Source organism: Pseudarthrobacter phenanthrenivorans Sphe3, assembly GCF_000189535.1.
GTDB classification, from domain to species: Bacteria; Actinomycetota; Actinomycetes; order Actinomycetales; family Micrococcaceae; genus Arthrobacter; species Arthrobacter phenanthrenivorans.
On the sequence record NC_015147.1, the window covers coordinates 18,368 to 32,024 of the forward strand.

16 protein-coding genes are annotated in these 13,657 nt (G+C 59.6%); 4 read left to right on the top strand and 12 right to left on the bottom strand.

Features of this window, described 5'->3' with window-relative positions:
- Positions 1 to 629 precede the first annotated feature (629 nt).
- Complete coding sequence (locus ASPHE3_RS20765) at positions 630 to 863, bottom strand: ribbon-helix-helix protein, CopG family (RefSeq protein ID WP_013603129.1); 234 nt, start codon at positions 861 to 863, stop codon at positions 630 to 632.
- 396 nt (positions 864 to 1,259) lie between these two features.
- Between ASPHE3_RS20765 and ASPHE3_RS20770 the strand changes: the two genes are divergently transcribed.
- Positions 1,260 to 1,529 carry a hypothetical protein gene (locus tag ASPHE3_RS20770; RefSeq protein WP_148258212.1) on the top strand — a complete coding sequence of 90 codons (270 nt, stop codon included), beginning with the start codon at positions 1,260 to 1,262 and terminating at the stop codon, positions 1,527 to 1,529.
- Positions 1,526 to 1,891, top strand: a complete 366-nt coding sequence (locus tag ASPHE3_RS20775; protein ID WP_013603131.1) for a hypothetical protein — start codon at positions 1,526 to 1,528, stop codon at positions 1,889 to 1,891. Before ASPHE3_RS20770 ends, ASPHE3_RS20775 begins: the two co-directional genes overlap by 4 nt.
- 143 nt (positions 1,892 to 2,034) lie before the next feature.
- Here the strand turns inward: ASPHE3_RS20775 and ASPHE3_RS20780 are convergent, their stop codons facing one another.
- Together ASPHE3_RS20780 and ASPHE3_RS20785 are read right to left on the bottom strand one after the other, a co-directional pair.
- Positions 2,035 to 2,682 carry a PIN domain-containing protein gene (locus ASPHE3_RS20780; protein ID WP_013603132.1) on the bottom strand — a complete coding sequence of 216 codons (648 nt, stop codon included), beginning with the start codon at positions 2,680 to 2,682 and terminating at the stop codon, positions 2,035 to 2,037.
- Positions 2,683 to 2,720: 38 nt separating this feature from the next.
- Positions 2,721 to 3,182, bottom strand: a complete 462-nt coding sequence (locus ASPHE3_RS20785; RefSeq protein ID WP_013603133.1) for a helix-turn-helix domain-containing protein — start codon at positions 3,180 to 3,182, stop codon at positions 2,721 to 2,723.
- A gap of 373 nt (positions 3,183 to 3,555) precedes the next feature.
- Here ASPHE3_RS20785 and ASPHE3_RS22205 point away from each other — a divergent pair, with 373 nt between their 5' ends.
- Positions 3,556 to 4,596 (top strand): restriction endonuclease, encoded by a 1,041-nt coding sequence (locus ASPHE3_RS22205; RefSeq protein ID WP_148258213.1) that lies wholly within the window; start codon positions 3,556 to 3,558, stop codon positions 4,594 to 4,596.
- An 83-nt stretch (positions 4,597 to 4,679) separates the two neighbouring features.
- Here ASPHE3_RS22205 and ASPHE3_RS20790 read toward each other — a convergent pair whose 3' ends face one another.
- The 9 genes from ASPHE3_RS20790 to ASPHE3_RS20830 all read right to left on the bottom strand — a co-directional run bounded on the left by ASPHE3_RS20790 (position 4,680) and on the right by ASPHE3_RS20830 (position 12,883).
- Entirely contained in the window at positions 4,680 to 5,273 is a 594-nt protein-coding gene (locus ASPHE3_RS20790; protein WP_041653739.1) for a recombinase family protein, read from the bottom strand.
- A 345-nt stretch (positions 5,274 to 5,618) separates the two neighbouring features.
- Complete coding sequence (locus tag ASPHE3_RS20795; RefSeq protein ID WP_013603137.1) at positions 5,619 to 5,939, bottom strand: hypothetical protein; 321 nt, start codon at positions 5,937 to 5,939, stop codon at positions 5,619 to 5,621.
- Complete coding sequence (locus tag ASPHE3_RS20800; protein ID WP_013603138.1) at positions 5,939 to 6,571, bottom strand: division plane positioning ATPase MipZ; 633 nt, start codon at positions 6,569 to 6,571, stop codon at positions 5,939 to 5,941. The genes ASPHE3_RS20795 and ASPHE3_RS20800 overlap by 1 nt, the downstream gene beginning before the upstream one ends.
- Before the next feature lie 616 nt (positions 6,572 to 7,187).
- Complete coding sequence (locus ASPHE3_RS20805) at positions 7,188 to 8,840, bottom strand: hypothetical protein (RefSeq protein WP_013603139.1); 1,653 nt, start codon at positions 8,838 to 8,840, stop codon at positions 7,188 to 7,190.
- 351 nt (positions 8,841 to 9,191) lie between these two features.
- Positions 9,192 to 9,437 (bottom strand): hypothetical protein, encoded by a 246-nt coding sequence (locus ASPHE3_RS20810; protein WP_013603140.1) that lies wholly within the window; start codon positions 9,435 to 9,437, stop codon positions 9,192 to 9,194.
- 72 nt (positions 9,438 to 9,509) lie between these two features.
- Positions 9,510 to 10,973: a MinD/ParA family ATP-binding protein gene (locus ASPHE3_RS20815; protein WP_013603141.1), complete on the bottom strand. Its 1,464-nt coding sequence runs from the start codon at positions 10,971 to 10,973 to the stop codon at positions 9,510 to 9,512.
- 6 nt (positions 10,974 to 10,979) lie between these two features.
- The gene (locus ASPHE3_RS20820; RefSeq protein WP_013603142.1) at positions 10,980 to 11,495 is read right to left on the bottom strand and encodes a hypothetical protein; all 516 of its coding nucleotides are present in this window, start codon (positions 11,493 to 11,495) and stop codon (positions 10,980 to 10,982) included.
- Positions 11,492 to 12,574, bottom strand: a complete 1,083-nt coding sequence (locus tag ASPHE3_RS20825) for a CHAP domain-containing protein (protein WP_013603143.1) — start codon at positions 12,572 to 12,574, stop codon at positions 11,492 to 11,494. The genes ASPHE3_RS20820 and ASPHE3_RS20825 overlap by 4 nt, the downstream gene beginning before the upstream one ends.
- Before the next feature lie 36 nt (positions 12,575 to 12,610).
- Positions 12,611 to 12,883, bottom strand: a complete 273-nt coding sequence (locus tag ASPHE3_RS20830) for a helix-turn-helix domain-containing protein (protein WP_011689726.1) — start codon at positions 12,881 to 12,883, stop codon at positions 12,611 to 12,613.
- A 167-nt stretch (positions 12,884 to 13,050) separates the two neighbouring features.
- Here ASPHE3_RS20830 and ASPHE3_RS20835 point away from each other — a divergent pair, with 167 nt between their 5' ends.
- Entirely contained in the window at positions 13,051 to 13,644 is a 594-nt protein-coding gene (locus tag ASPHE3_RS20835; RefSeq protein ID WP_254363184.1) for a DUF6668 family protein, read from the top strand.
- Positions 13,645 to 13,657: the final 13 nt, after the last annotated feature.

Genomic DNA, 13,657 nt, shown 5'->3' on the forward strand with positions numbered 1-13,657 from the left:
GAGATTCTCGACGAGCCCAGGAACGACCGCGAGCGGGCACCCTCATACTTCACCGAGGGCCGGCCTCCTTGGCATGCAGCGAGGCGCCAAACGAGTAAGTTGTATGGCCAACGGAGCTTCCGCTGGCGCGTTAGGGCCGGAGGGATTCCTGATCAAGAGGACAAATCAGCCAAAACCGCGAGCATCCATTGGCCGTCGCCGAACTGGATCTCAAACAGCGGTTGTCCATCGGCGGTAACGCCACGGGAATTAGCTGCAAAATAGGGCCACCCGTCCCGTGTCCGGGCCACGGCATCCCTAGTCTCAACACAATGAAAGGTACCTAAAGGGACACCAGAGCTCATTCGAATCTCCTCTAGCTAGAGCTTCTTTGTACACGACTCCACATTGTTGCAAGCAAAGGTGACTAATCGTTCTCTGCGGCTTCCATCTCAGCGATTACCTGGCTCCAGGGTCGGTCACCGCCTATCGGGATAGACCAGAGCAAAGCTGACCCCGCTGGTAGGAAACGCCCGTCTCGCTCTCACGAGGTAGAGACACCAGAATGCCGAAAGGCGGGAACCAGGCTGCTGCCGGGTTCCCGCCTTTACTATCCGCCCTAAGGTCAGGGCATCAAACTCCAAGGCCTATTACATAAGGACAAGTTCCCGACGGTCTTTGCCATCTGGTTCCATAGTTTGGATTTTTCGTCCCTCTTTCCGCTCTTCCTGAACAAAGTTAAGGACAGCGATGGCTCTGCGAACTGCTTCGGTCACAGAGATACCCTGCTCTTCAGCAAGCTTCTTCAGGGCAGCGGCGGATTCCTTGGTCAGGTTGATGTTCAGCCGGACGAGTGCGGTTTCGGAGTTAGTTTTGGATGACATGAGGGCTCCCTGCTAATACTCCCGCGCGGATTATTATCCGAGACCTTTCGGATATGAAAAAAGACCGCCTCTGGCGGTGTTCATAGTGCGTGCGGGGTGGTCGTGGCATGTGGCGGTTTGCGTGTGTGGCGGTTTGCGTGTGTGGCGCTGAATACGTTGTTGCGGGGCTTTTGTTCTTAGGCTCTGCTGGTGTTCATCTTGTAGATCCTTTCGACTGACTATCGACTACCTACGCTCCTTATTATGCCTCCCATGCGCCTATTGTCAACCTATCATCAACATCAGAGGCACATCAGACGTGCCTCAGATACATACCCATGGTACCCTTTCTCTGTACACCGCGGGGCCTACTCCCCCCGCCTTACGCCTGGCCCCGCCAGGGATTGGAGGGGAATCGTGGCTTCTAACGACTCCTCAAGTCAGCAACCTTTGGCAGACCCCACCGTCAATGCTGCACTCATGAACCTTGCTGCCATCCTCGCGGCCAAGGTCGGCAGGGAATGCCGGGTAACCATAGAGATGGGAGCCCACAGCACTCACGCAAGTGCGGGCACATCTCCCGATGTCGAGGTTCTTGCTGAAGACGTCGTACCCGCCTTTGAAGGTATCGAGGGCGCGTTCGTGGTCTTCAGCGAAGAGGGCGACGGCCTGGAGAAAGGTGAATGAGCCCGGATGGGGCAACGTCGCCTGCTGACGAACCCGAGCCCGGCGCAGAATTGACTGAAAATCTGGTCCCCGGGTCTAATGACGGTTACATCACCGAAGACGTGGTTCCCGAGGCCAAAGAGGTCTTCAAAAACCCAACAATTCCGGAGCCTACCCATACCGACAAGACACGTAGAACGCTGGCACTAGGCATCCTCGGCGCACTGATATTGGTGTACCTCGGCATATTCGTGTGTTTTCTGTTGACTGACATGCCTATGGAAAAGTTCACCGCGGCCATCGCAGGAGCATCTGGTCTTCAGGCGCTTGCCGCAGCCGCGGTTGGTTTTTACTACGGCAGAGGGCACCACAACCACGACTGAGAACTACCAGAACGATTCTCTAGGCCGAAGTCGGAATGAGCCGGCGTCTCTGAATCATATGATCTTGCGCGGTGTCCCACTTCCTTGGACCTTGGTACAACTCGGAAAAGCTTGAGTTCCTGCCAGGCACCTTAGACAGACGCTCATCCTCTAACTGAAACAACGTCTCCGTCAGGCGTCTCCGCGTCTTCTTTTCTCGTCAAGATGCTCATATCCACGTGTTGCAGATGGTCTCTGACCCGTGCAGCGAACTTCGGTGCTCCCGCTTTATTCAAGCGGAGGGGAAGGTCAATACCCTCATCTGGTGAGGACTTCTTGTGGAAGTAACAAAGCTGTGACTCTGTCACGGCTCGAACAGCCTGCGGGGCTGCGTCGTCAACGAGTATCAAGAAGTCGTCTGGCTCGTAAATTTCATAGGGAAGGTCATCACCATAGGGAAGGTCCTTCCCGTTCCTCGTGACAACTATGTCTACAGCACCATGGACGGCTGCGGCATGGAGATGGGCATCTCCGATATCGGGATACTCCAATGACGCATCAATCTGATACCCGGTGATTTGCCCTCCAGTGAAAGCTTTCTCAAGCTTCCGGCGAAGGCCGCCAATCTGTTCTTCCGACCACAGCGGATATTTCTTGCGGAGGTGATACAGCGTTTCAACCATGACGTCCTCCGTCCACACCACGGTGAAGAGTGCCGGCACCTCTCCCTGCAAGAGGCCAATCCAATCGCGAAGCGTCCGTGCGTAGAGGATATTTGCGTCTAACAGGACAATGGTGACCGCCGAGCTCATAGCGAGCACTTTACATCTTCGGCGGTCACCAGTCCGGATTAATCGTCAATTCCCAATTCGTCCTCAAGTGCTCGAAGTTCATCGATGCCCTGTCTGCGGGTAGCTGCCCTGGCTTCTCTGTACTTCTGCACATCTTCAGCAAATACGCGAGTGTGTGATCCGACCTTATGAGCGGGGAGCTCGCCCTTCTGTATCAGCTGCATCAGGGTCGGACGCGAAATTCCAAGCATCTTCGCCGCTGTAGTCGTGGTCAATTCCTTGGGAAGGGTTCCAATGGTGACGGTTGCACCCCGACCCATCGCCTCTACAACCTTACGAAGGAGAGCCGTTAGCTCCTCTGGAGCCTCCACGGAATCGCCTGAGGCGTTTTTGAGCGCCAACCGAGGCGACTCATTGGTCGTTTTCTCACGCAGCCGCGCAATAAGTTCTCTCGCCTGGGCGTTCTCTTGCTCAGTTGTGGCGACGACTGTTTTCTCAGTTCTATCCAACAGTGCGGACATTTCGCCTCCCTCGGCGTACTTTCCTTAGCTTTCCCTCAGAGTAATCCACTTTCACTTATAAGTGCAAGTAGCACAACGAGCCGCAGCGTACATCCGCGAGCCAACCCGGCTCATAACGGGCCGCACAGATACGCGCTGCGGACGGACGCGCTCCGGGGCTCTCAAGCGGCGAAAGTAACGTCGGCATGCAACAGATCGACGACCCCATCAACCAGTGCAGCCGCATATGGACATGGGACACATGAATCCAAATGGAATCAACGACGATAGCGTGTCGGCCCTACGGCTGCCAGCAGGGTGGCAATCTGTCACAGGCCGCATTGCCGTTCCCCGGAGGTTTCCTCGTCTCCGCGCCACGGCCTAAAGTCTGAATTTGGTCGAACTCGCTATACGCTTGCGCTTGATATGGCCAGGCATCTACCTGACAGCAGCTGGAGGAATTGTGTGGGGTTACAGGCTGGACGGACTGAAGATCGATTACTCCCGCCTGGACGAGGAAATCAAAGAGCTGGCACACGATATTGTCCGCAAAGGAATCCCCCCAGATCCAAACGATCAATACATGGACGAATGGGCTCGTTGGAGGGTGGAGCAAATCTTTCCATCTCCTGGTCGGCTCCCAGCGCCGCCGCGGAAGCCTAGTTTCCCCCAGAACTTCATGGCACTCGTAGGGATATGCAGTGTCGTTCCATCCGTCGTAGCCATTGCAATGCTAGCGGGCGCAGGGGCGAAGTATCAGTGGATCCTTGCCGCCGTAATCACCTTTTGGACTTGCTATGTGGCGCTATGGGTCATCGCCTCCAGGCGGGAGAAACGCTATTACAGGGCGAAGGAACAATATTGGGCAAGGCATGATCCGCACCATGATCATCGTGAGGATCTCCGGTCCGAACTGGCGCGCCGACTCGGATCGGAGATCAATGATGCTTGGTATGAATTCAGTCGGCCTATCGCCACGGTTCCGGCCGGTCATGTACGCGACAGGCCGCGCCGCGAGTTAGCGTGGACCCCTTGTGGGCCGCAACCTTCCGCCATGGCATCATGCAGTGATCGACAGGCCGAATTCCTGGCAAGGGATTGGATGCTGTTTTTAGGTGAATCCGGCTGTCAGGTATCTCCGGCAACCCGTGACGGCGGGGCGGATGTAGTTTCAAGCCGCTACGTGGCTGAAGTCAAGCACCACGCTGCCCCAGTCGGGCCCGCGTTGGTGCGGCAAATCTTCGGTGTGGCCACCGCCGAAGGGAAGACAGCCCTCTTCTTTTCCTTGTCTGGTTACTCGGCTGCATCTATCGAATTCGCTGAACAAGTGAAGATGGCCCTCTTTGTCTACGACTTCACACAGGGAACCCTCCACCCAAAAACCCGTGCGGCGGAACTGGCCTTACTCAAAGGCCTACCAAGCCTGTCAGGGTAGCTGCGGCTCGCTCCCCCGTGGACCGAAGCTTCACCATTCCTCGTCATCTGTCCGCCCCGAAAGCTATTCCAAAAATAGAGGCGCTATGCGGCTTCGGATACAACTTCTGGGACTGACTCGGGCAGGCTTAGGGCCCGAGTCAGTGAGGAGACGCTGACGCTGAGGATTTGAGCTGTTTCCTTCAGAGTCTTTCCCTGGCTGCGCAGCTGCCGGGCGGCGTCCGTTTTGGACGGAGTCATCGTCCGAGGGCGGCCGCCGAGCCGGCCGCGAGCTTTCGCCGCAACGAGACCTGCTTTCGTTCGCTCGGACAACCGTGATCGTTCGTACTCGGCAAGAGAAGCGAACATATCGAAAATGAGCTTTCCGTGTGCGCTGGTGGTGTCCAGCCACGGTTCAGCGAGGGAACGGAAACCTATCCCCCGCTGTCCCAGCACCGTCACTATGTCAGCCAGATCAGCCGTACTACGACCTAGCCTGGTCAGGTCAGTAACCGTGAGAACGTTGCCTGGTTGCAGGTAGTCCAGGCATTCCTTCCAGCGCGTCCTTGCTTGGGTGGCGCCGGAAGCGTACTCCTGAAAGACGCGCACGGCCCCGGCAGCGACGAGTGCGTCCACTTGGGAGTCCAGCGACTGCCCGCGAGTACTGACCCTCGCATACCCAATTACGTTGCCGGACACGTCAAAAAGCCTCCACCGTAGGTTTTGACCAGCTTTCATTTCGAAAACCAGTTTTGACCAACGGTATGTGGATTTTTTCGAATTTGTCGGAGACCTGCCGACAGCGGGTCAGAAACGGTCGTTTTTGAACGGTCGCTTGAATGTAAGTCAACAGGCTGCTGATACTGCAGCCGTTCGCTTGTGGGTCGGGCTCATCCTGATTAGAGGACCGTCACGGCCCAAACGGGCACCTACGCAACCTCGCGCAGATTGTTCACTGCCAAGCGATCATTGACGAGGGCCGCGTTCGCAGCCCCCAGGTGATACGGAGTTGCTATCAAACTGATAGCAACTCCTATCAATAGCTCATTCGTAAGTATCGCGGACCTGCTCGAGACCGATCCTAAGCGCGCGCAATGCCATTGGATGCTTCTTGCGGCCTTCAAGCTTCGCCACGACCGCGAGCAACTCCATGAGCTCACGGTCCTCGTCGAAACGAAGCAACATCGTCCTGGCGCTTCCCTTGTCCCTCGAATCGCTCAGTGTGGGCGTCACGCTGGGCCTAACCGGAACTCCACGCTCAGCACTGACAGCCGGCGGAGTCAGTAACGGTTCAGCCGCATTGCCGAAGGCCTCGATAGCCTCATCCCTAGCCTTCTCAGACGCGGAACGCTTCTTGATTGCCACTACCCCATCAACTCCTCTGCCAACCCGCGGATTTCCCTCGCCGCTTTAGGGTTTTTCCACTCAACGACCCCGAGCCCCTCCCCCACCACGTCTCGATAAGCCTTGCGCTCGTACAGGACAGTTCGCAGTGGCTCGATACTCGGATAGTCGGAAAGGTAATCCCTGGCGTCACCACTTTCGGACTCGAACGCGTTGGTCGACACCCGCGTGAGGGCCCCCCTGACACGTAACGAGGGGTTGAAGTCCCTGGCTGTTTCAATCAACCTATCGACAGTCGCGAGTGTGTCGAGATCAAACTGGCTCGATTGCGTCAGGACCAACAATTGATGTGCGGCAGTCATGGCTGTCCGCATCTCCTTGCTGTCCTTCCCTGCCACATCAACGAGGACAACGTCATAGCTCGTATCGAGTTCACGCAAGGTCTCGTGCAGGCTGCCAAGTTTCTCCACCACAAAGATGCGAGGTTCATGCCCAGCCTCTTCTCGGTCTCCCGCCCAACGTGCAGTGGACCGCTGCCGGTCACCGTCCACTACTGCTATGCGCATCCCTCGCTTCGCCAACTCGACGGCAAGGTTGGTTACAACGGTGGACTTGCCTACGCCGCCCTTTTCGCTACCCACAACAATGATCATGGCTCCAACCTAATGCCGACGTTGATAGCAGAAGGCTAGCGACACGCTACTTATTTGATAGCACTATGAAAGTAGTATCTAAATCGCAGTTTCAAACTGCTATCAAAGTGCTACTTTGGCCTCACCGTCTGATGAGTAGCCCCCGGGGCTGCTGGGGCGACTCCGAATCCCCGACCCCAGGCTCCGCTCGCGCCTTCGCCCAAAGCTATGCGGCATTCGAGTGTTTCCGCTATCAATATGCTACGAATTCGATAGCGCTTTGCTAGCGATTGTAGGCATGGGATGACTAATCCCTGCGAAGATAGCAATGGTTAGCGTAGTGCTACCTATTTGATAGCACTATCAAAGTAGTATCAAACCTTGCCGCAGCGCGGATCGATGCGCGTATGCCCAGTTGTTCTAGCAGTTTCAAATTACTATCAATATGCTGCTTATGGCTCGGGCCAGCGAAGAGTGCAGAAACTGGGGTGCCAGGGCTAACCCAAATCAAGATGCTAGCGACTGTCTATCAAAGCGCTAGCAGTTCGCTAGCATCTTATAGGTAACGGCGGAATCAACTGCATGAAGGCATCACAATCAGCCAGCACCACCTACGCTTATCAACTGGCATAAGAGACTATGCCGGTTGACACAACCGCCACACTGCCGCATCATCCGGGGGCAGCCAAAATTCATCCCTTTCAGGTTCAAACATGTCAGCCTCAAGGATCGCAAGCTGCACTGTCTTGAACCTGTCGAGGTAGGCGTGCCAGATTGCGCGCTCGTGGCGGTTCCGGCGGATGTGGTCGAGGTAGTCGTCGAGCACTCCGAGCCTGGCGGCGAGCATGCGAAGGTTCACCGACGTAGTTTTCCAGGTTCCACCGCGGCGCTGGATCATGCCAAGTGTCTCCATCTCAGCCAACGCAGCCGAGCAGGCGTTGCGGCTGACACCGCTGTTACGGACGACCTCGGCGGTGGTGGGGGAGTAGCGGCCGCGTTCGACTGCCTCGTAGGCAAGGGCAGCGGCGTCTCCCAGGGCCCGGAAAACGGGGCGGATGGCGTGGATTTTTCCTTTCCGCCAGGTCAGTTCCCGTGCAAGGTGTTGGTAGTGCTCAGGGAGTTGGATGAGATAGACGTCGGCCGCTTTTTGGCGGGCGTCCGCGATCTTGGTAAGGATCCCGTCAGAAGCCTGTACCAAGATGGGCAGCAGCCTGGCGATGGTGACGTGGTGTTTGCCCATCGCAACGGCAAGAGTGCGGCAACCGACGTCGAGAATGTCTGTTTCTCTGGCCCGCATATATCCCAGCAATCCGCGGATAAGTAAGCGGAGACTCAGGCCTTCACGGCCGCGTTTTTGGAGTCTCTGATCAAGGACTGCGTAGAGGATATTTTCCAGATCGTTCACAAGTTGGTGTACAGCAGCGCTGCTGGATTTCCCCGCCCCCCCTGTGGGTAATGTCGGGCTTGTGTTGTTAATAAGTGCACTCTTCTCCCCGCGTTTACGGGCGAGTGGTTTTCGCCCGCTTGAAGCTGGGCCGGTGAAGGCCTGGGCTTTGGCCCACTCGTAAGGGAGGAGCCTTGCCTGGCGTTCTGCAGATCCGTAGAGGGCAGCGAGGCCGGGGAACTGGCCGGCGAGTTCGTTTTCTACTTGCTGCAGGGACCAGCCACAGGCACTGAAGTGGTTCAGCACGGCCATCCGTGCCTCGGACGGGCTCTTGTACCTAGCCGTGTCGTACAAACCGGTCCGGGCGACCCGGCGCAGCGGAGTCTCACTACCGGAGTTCAGTAGCAGCGCCGGTAACCCGCCAGTCCGTTCAGAGGTCGCGGTCTTCGCTTCCCGGGCCTTGAGCGCGCGCTTGCGGGCCAGTTCCGGAGCCAACGTCGCACGCAGCTGCACCAAGCTCTGTGCGGGGTTGCGGCGGCGCAGGATGTCGTAGGCCTGGGACAGAGGAGTAATGAGGGTTTGGTGGCCACCGGACTTGTGGATGCTTCCTGGGACACGGATACACCCATCGGTGATGTTCTGGTGCGGGCTTGGGTCGAGACTGGTGGCCATCAGGGCCAGTGCTTCGACCAGTTCCCGGGCCTTGGCCGCGTCCATCCGGTCTTGCAGCGGGACGTACATGTGTCGTCCACCGCTGGGGGAGAAATCCTCCACAAATTTCATGCCGCACGCTGACAACAGCCGGCCCACCCGGACCGCGTCCGAGTCCACCACGCCCTTCAGCGCCTTCGAGGTGTCAAAGTCCAGGCATAGCGTGGAGACGCGACCATCCGCGCCGTGCACCATTACAGCGGCAGGACGTTCCGGCAAAGAACGAGTGATCCTCGGCGCATTCTCCGGCCTAGGATACTGAAACCGCTGCCCAATCCAACGCCCCAAACGGTACGAGGGAGCGCCAGCAATCAACGGAGCAAGACTCCATGCGTCTTCTGGTCTCAGATGTGGAGCGACACCCACAAGGGCATGCGTTGACGCCAATACCGGTTCCGGTACCATAAGGACAGTAGTTCCTTTCGAGGTAACACAAATGGCACCCACTGAATGGGTGTTGTAACAGCTCGGATCCGGATCTTGGCGGATGAGGGATCTGAGCGAAGGATTAGGAAGGTCCCTCCTTTTAGGAGGGGCCTTCTTCCGTTAGGAAGCCTTATCGATAGGCAGAGCTCCTTGTTCCTGGTAGTCGTCTATGTCGGGCCAAATCGGCAACCCGCGAGCATCCACCCGGATGCTCAGCAGGAGGCGTTCGGCTGCCTGTCCCTTGGAGAGCCCCATGTGGGTGGCAAGACGTTCCACCAGAGCTTTAGCATCGGCAGCAACGTCAACTTTGAGGACGACGTTGCCGGCCCCTGTACCCCGTACGCGTCTGTGGATGGCTGTACTCATAAACCCGAGCCTATAAGTACCGGTACCGTTAAGTGCGCGGCTCGTGCGGCGTGTCGTTCTCATTAGACGAGGTCAGAAGCCTTTAGCCACAGCGGCCGCGGCGGCGAGCCACGCGCGCTGGGTGGCGGGTTGGAGGGCGTCGTAGCGGATGGGCCCGTTGACCAGGGCGGGGTCGTAGGGGATGCGGACCACGGCTCGTACATGCGGGGCGAAGCCGTCAGCGATCCGCCTGGCCTCATCCTTGGCGCGCTTGAGCGCATCGCCGCTCATGCTGCGCTTGGCATCGGTGGACTCGGACACGATGACGACGGCGTTGCGGGCCAGCTCGGCATCTTGGCCGCCGCGGGATTCCAGGGTTTGGAGAGTCAGGCGTGCGGCCTCGGCGCGGTCTTCGATGGCTGTCACGGGGACCACGAGCTGATTGGTGTGGTGGATCATTCGCCGCCAATTCGCGGCGCGGGCCGTGTTTCCGGAGTCCATGACGATCAGACGGTAGTAGCGGGTGAGTACCTGGTGTGCGATGTCCACCTCCTCGGCGGTCACCTCGTGGTCGCCCTCCTCGTTCTCGTCTGAGCGCAGGACGTCGAACTTGTCCGAGGTCTGGTGGTGGACGAACTGGGCGATCTCTGCTGCTTGGGCGCTGGGGGAGAGCAGCGCCTTTGATGAGTCGATGAGATCCAGGACGCTGTTGTTGTGGCCGCCCTTTTCGGTGCGCCAGCCGAGCGTGCCCTGTGATTCGTTGTTGTCCCAGGCGACGGTCGCTGCGCCGCTGTAGCGGGCCAGGATCGCGCTGAGCATCACGACGGTGGGGGTCTTGTTCGCTCCGCCCTTGCGGTTGACGACGGCTACGGTGCGGGGGCCGGGCCAGTGCTGGCTGACTGTGCGGATATCTTCGCGTTCGGCCAGTTCCTCGGCTGATGGGTCCATGCGGAAGCCGAGGCGGCTGAGAATGCCCCGCCAGCCGCGCGTGGCCGGCTGGAGCACGGGCGCGCTGATGAGGAACGAGGTGTCTTTGAGGCTGCGCCGAGTGGCAGGCTCCGCAGCGGCTGCTGTGGCAGCCGGTGCTGGCCTTTCGGCGGGCGCGGCTGTAACGGCTGCCCTGAAGGTGACCGGCGCAGCGTCGGCAGCTTGTGCCGGCGCCTCCTCGGACGGAAAGTCGTCGGGAACCGAAACAGGCGTAGGTGCAGGCCCGGCCGTGGTCGTGGTCTTGGCCGTTTCGGGCGAAGGGGTTGCCGTAACGGGCAGGGGGTCCTGCTCCCGCCGGGAGGTGGGCTTGATCGGAGCGGCCTCGCTGACGACGCCCTCGGGAGAGACGATGATGAGGCCCTGCCCGTCCGGGTCGGTGGTGCTGACGCGGACGGGTCGGCCAAGCTGAGCAGCGGTTTCAGTGATTATTCGTAATGCATCGCTAAGGACGGCGGCTTCGTCGGGAGCTTCGATCGCGTGGGAGGTCCCGTTGATGGTGACTTCGCCGGTTCCGTTGGTCCGCAGAACGGCGTTGATCTTGGGGAAGTCGAGCGCTTGGGTTTCCATCATCTGTCCTTACTTTGTGCCGTTCGGGGGTGTGAAACGGTTGACCTGCCAGGGCTTGTCGGCTGCGCTGCGGAGCAGTTGCACGTCGTAGTCGCCGGCGTCCGTGGGAAACACGACATGGCAGCCGAAACCGTTGTTCTCATCGATCCTGAGCTGGCCTGTTCCGGTGATCCTGGTGACCGGGATGTTGGCCGGGTCAACGTATTGGTAATCGGCGGTGGCTTGGGCGGTCAGCAGCTGCCCGAGGTCCTGGATCCATTCCTTGTTGGTAACCGTGGGACGGGCGTACAGCGTCATTGCCTTGGTCGCGGTTTCCAGCGCGGCTGTTTTGCTTGCCTCGTCCCAGACGATACCCAGGGTGGCCGGTGCTGTGCCGCCTGGAGCCTGTAGCTTACCGCCCGCGCTGAGCGTGGCCGGGCTGGCGGCGGAAGCGCTGGGCGATGGTTCCGCGGATGTTGAGCTGGATACCGGCGCGCAGGCCGTGCACACGATCAGGGCCGCGAGGGCTGTCAGGGTGCGTTTCATGGTTCCTCCGGTGAGTCGCTGCCGGGCAGGTAGAGGAAGGCGCTGGGAGTGCTGTTCTCTACGGTGCGGGTGTAGTAGGTGTGGTCGTTCGGGGCGGGGTTGCCGTTGTAGCCCTCTTCCAGGAAGCTGCCGTCACCGTTGACGGCTTTGACGACGGCGACGTGACCGTAGGTGCCGTCGGCGCCGCCGGTGCCGGGGGAGTACCAGACGACCGCGCCAACCCGTGGCGTTCCGCCGGTGGGCCAGCCCTTGGCGTCCCAGCCGTCTTTCCAGGTAAGGGCAGAGCCGAGCACGGCACCATCGGGACGGAACGTGCCGTTCAGGACCTTGTAAGGTGCGGCGGAGCTGCCAAGCTGCTGGTTGACACGCCAGAGGGCGAAGTCGACGCATTCGCGGTTGTACATGCCCAGTGGGGATGGCTCGTAGATCTTGGCAGTGCGCCAGGGCAGGTCATCGTCCTTGCCGGATTGGCCGGGGATGCCGCAGGAGCTTTCCCCGCCGGCATCGGTGATCTGCACGTCGGCCAGGGCGGCGACGACCTCGACGGCGTCCGCCCAGTAGGACTGGTAGTGGAACGGGTCGGCGTTGCGCTGGACCCGGTGCGCGGCCGTGGTGGGTTCGAGCTGTTCCCACCCGCTGACCTTCTGCAGGGCGGTGAAGAAGTTTGTGGCTGAGGCCGTGGGGTTCATGCGGTCCGGATAGGACCCCCAGGCGCCGTTGTCGCGCTGCTGGAACAGTCCCCGGGAGTCAGGGCCCGGGCCGTCGCCGTAGTCCAGGACCCGGAGCCCGGATTCGCCCATGGCCGTCATGACGCCGATCGTCTGCCCCCGGGCCGGCAGGCCACGGGCTTTGCCTGCGTTGATGACCAGGGCCGCGTTCTTCAATTGCTCGCCCTCGTAGCCGGCGACAGCGACCTTGGGCAGCTGCCTTGCGTCAACGCTGACGCTGGACCCGGCCGGTGAGCAGACATCGGCAGCGGCCTGAGAGCCTCCGCCGAACAGGATGATGGACAGTACCAAGCCGACGGGTGCAAGGACGGCGCCGGCGGCCAGCGCAGGCGCGCTTGTTCGTGATTGCATGTGTCCCCCTCACATCTGCTCGTCGGCTGCTTCGCCTTAGGGCTGGTCCTCGTCGTTCACTTCTGGTGTCTGGCCCTTCCTGAGTGTGTTCCGGTTCTCCCAGACCCAGTCTTTGACTTGATCTCTGGCGATTAACCATGTCTTCTCGACTTGGTAGGCAGGAATCACTCCGGTTTGGAGCCAGCGGTAGACGGTGTTTCGGGACAACCCGAAAATCTCTTCGAGGTCCTGAGGCGTAAGACGCTCCGGGTACTTGGCGAAGAGTGCTTCCAGGTACTTGGGGTCCACGCTCAGTCCGTCCCACCGCATAGAGCCATCGTAGACCACAAATTGGTACTGTGATGTACTGGAAGTGACTGAAAGGTACTAAAGCTGTTGTTGGGGGTCACTTTTGGCCTTTCGTGTCGGATGGTACCGATACGATCTTTGCGGACATTAGTAGGGGATGTGAAATGCCGGTCTCAAAGAATCGCTGGGTGACGCTCGGCGCAGAAACTATCGACGAACCCGTTCCAGCTATCCCGGAAGAGCCGCCCTTCATCCCTACGGGGGCGACGAGGCCGCAGCTGAGTGTTCCGCAACCGGACCAGGCAGACCGGCTTCCACGAAGGAACGTTGCGGGGAGGGAACCGAGCTTTTGGTGGCTTGGCGTCCACGGCGGCGCGGGCGAAACGTCGCTTGCACGCCTGGACAAGAGAACCAAAGCCGCCGAGCATCAGTGGCCTTTGACGGCCGCCGGATCGGTGATCGTCCTGGTTGCCCGGTCCAACATCCCAAGCCTTCGTGCAGCACGGCTGGCTGCCACTGAATGGGCTTCCCGTTCTCTTCCCGGGATCCAGGTCGCCGGCCTCGTGGTCATGGCTGACGCTCCCGGACGGCTCCCCAAAGAGATCCGCGACTTCGCCCGCGTCGTCGGCGGGGGAGTGCCCCACATGTGGCATTTCCCCTGGGTGGACGCGTGGCGCTACGGCCACGACGTCGCCACCGAGGAACTTCCCAAAGAAGCCCGCACCACCCTTGAACAGGTCCAGATCGCAGTAACTGCCACTGCCGGACTAACCGCCAAGTAGAAAGTAGAAACTC

What these genes read in the sequence shown, in the direction of transcription:
- ASPHE3_RS20815 (WP_013603141.1), bottom strand. Translation starts at nt 10,973, where the DNA reads ATGATGGAAACCCAAGCGCTCGACTTCCCCAAGATCAACGCCGTTCTG.
- ASPHE3_RS20825 (WP_013603143.1), bottom strand. Translation starts at nt 12,574, where the DNA reads ATGCAATCACGAACAAGCGCGCCTGCGCTGGCCGCCGGCGCCGTCCTT.
- ASPHE3_RS20805 (WP_013603139.1), bottom strand. Translation starts at nt 8,840, where the DNA reads ATGGTGCACGGCGCGGATGGTCGCGTCTCCACGCTATGCCTGGACTTT.
- ASPHE3_RS20820 (WP_013603142.1), bottom strand. Translation starts at nt 11,495, where the DNA reads ATGAAACGCACCCTGACAGCCCTCGCGGCCCTGATCGTGTGCACGGCC.
- ASPHE3_RS20785 (WP_013603133.1), bottom strand. Translation starts at nt 3,182, where the DNA reads ATGTCCGCACTGTTGGATAGAACTGAGAAAACAGTCGTCGCCACAACT.
- ASPHE3_RS20810 (WP_013603140.1), bottom strand. Translation starts at nt 9,437, where the DNA reads ATGAGTACAGCCATCCACAGACGCGTACGGGGTACAGGGGCCGGCAAC.
- ASPHE3_RS20765 (WP_013603129.1), bottom strand. Translation starts at nt 863, where the DNA reads ATGTCATCCAAAACTAACTCCGAAACCGCACTCGTCCGGCTGAACATC.
- ASPHE3_RS20800 (WP_013603138.1), bottom strand. Translation starts at nt 6,571, where the DNA reads ATGATCATTGTTGTGGGTAGCGAAAAGGGCGGCGTAGGCAAGTCCACC.
- ASPHE3_RS20780 (WP_013603132.1), bottom strand. Translation starts at nt 2,682, where the DNA reads ATGAGCTCGGCGGTCACCATTGTCCTGTTAGACGCAAATATCCTCTAC.
- ASPHE3_RS20830 (WP_011689726.1), bottom strand. Translation starts at nt 12,883, where the DNA reads ATGCGGTGGGACGGACTGAGCGTGGACCCCAAGTACCTGGAAGCACTC.
- ASPHE3_RS20775 (WP_013603131.1), top strand. Translation starts at nt 1,526, where the DNA reads ATGAGCCCGGATGGGGCAACGTCGCCTGCTGACGAACCCGAGCCCGGC.